Here is a 1,054-nt window from a genome sequence, read left to right on the forward strand (position 1 = left end):
CAAAAGTTGAAGCAAAAAGAGATCCAAACACGCCTGATTTTTTTATAAAAATGACCGATGCACAACGCCATTTATTTGCGAATAAAATGTCTGAAATGCCTGAGATGGGAATATATTCACAAGGTACAGAAAGCTACCAACAATTTGCTATTCGTATCGCTGATATGCTTTTAGAGCCTGAAAAATTCAGAGAGCTTTATCCAATTTTAGAAAAATCAGGATTTCAGCCATGATTAAATTAAATAACCTATCAACCGATCTAAAGCATGTGACCGTTGAATACCTCGACATCGTAAATTATGAAATTGCGAGGGAAAATATATGCGGTTATATCTTCCTATTATCCCGACTATCCAAAGATGCCGAACCCACCGGAAAAATGCAGATGGAAAGCAAAATACAGGACTTAATTTACTATCGAGATAATTTGCAGATAGAAGACAAGGACAATATTCAAAAGGTTTTAAATACGCTCATTCCAGAGTATCAAGCCGAACAAAACAACCAAATAGCGAAGAAAAATTAGGCTTCAATGTCGGGCAAATCAAAAAGCTGTCGATCTCTATTTTCTGTTAAATACTCGTTGAGTTCAGCGAGTATTTTTTCTTTATTGGCTTCATTCTGCATTTTTTTAATCAAATAAGAACCGAGCAGAATTTTACGCCGAGTATCATCTTTTCGTTGCTGTTCCTTTTGCTTGGTACGTTCTCTTGCTTCGATAGCTTGTTTCTGTGCTTTTAACTGTTTCAGTTTCTCTAACTGGGCTTCAATTTTCTTTTCGATATTTTCAGCAGATTTAGTCATAACGGTTAATTTCGGAATATAGAAAACCACTCAAGCATAAGACCCTATGAATTGAAATTCAAGCGGGTAATATGCTATCGTGTTTTTCATGAAATGCGCACTTACGACTTGGATTTCATCCAAGTCAAAGTTTGCGTAAGGGGAATCCCCTTAACCCCAAAAAATTGCTACGCAATTTAAAAAAGCAAAAGGTAAATAAAAATGTATCGGTATAATTTTAGAGAAACTCACCTTTACCTTTGTCCAAATT

2 protein-coding genes and 1 pseudogene are annotated in these 1,054 nt (G+C 35.4%); 2 read left to right on the top strand and 1 reads right to left on the bottom strand.

The genetic code is table 11. From position 1 onward, the window contains the following. Nucleotides 1–233 (top strand): annotated as a pseudogene (locus FTU03_RS16055) (RepB family plasmid replication initiator protein); the annotation flags it as partial. Continuing rightward, nucleotides 230–526 carry a hypothetical protein gene (locus tag FTU03_RS16060; RefSeq protein WP_180157971.1) on the top strand — a complete coding sequence of 99 codons (297 nt, stop codon included), beginning with the start codon at nucleotides 230–232 and terminating at the stop codon, nucleotides 524–526. The pseudogene FTU03_RS16055 and the gene FTU03_RS16060, both read left to right, overlap by 4 nt. Here FTU03_RS16060 and FTU03_RS16065 read toward each other — a convergent pair. Beyond that, nucleotides 523–804, bottom strand: coding sequence for a hypothetical protein (locus tag FTU03_RS16065; protein WP_005254311.1), 282 nt, complete (start codon nucleotides 802–804; stop codon nucleotides 523–525). The two genes, FTU03_RS16060 and FTU03_RS16065, sit on opposite strands and share 4 nt — an antisense overlap. Nucleotides 805–1,054: the final 250 nt, after the last annotated feature.

Source organism: Acinetobacter sp. YH12046, assembly GCF_013419905.1.
GTDB lineage: Bacteria > Pseudomonadota > Gammaproteobacteria > Pseudomonadales > Moraxellaceae > Acinetobacter.

Coding starts and splice junctions, on each gene's coding strand:
- FTU03_RS16065 (WP_005254311.1), bottom strand. CDS start 804: ATGACTAAATCTGCTGAAAATATCGAAAAGAAAATTGAAGCCCAGTTA.
- FTU03_RS16060 (WP_180157971.1), top strand. CDS start 230: ATGATTAAATTAAATAACCTATCAACCGATCTAAAGCATGTGACCGTT.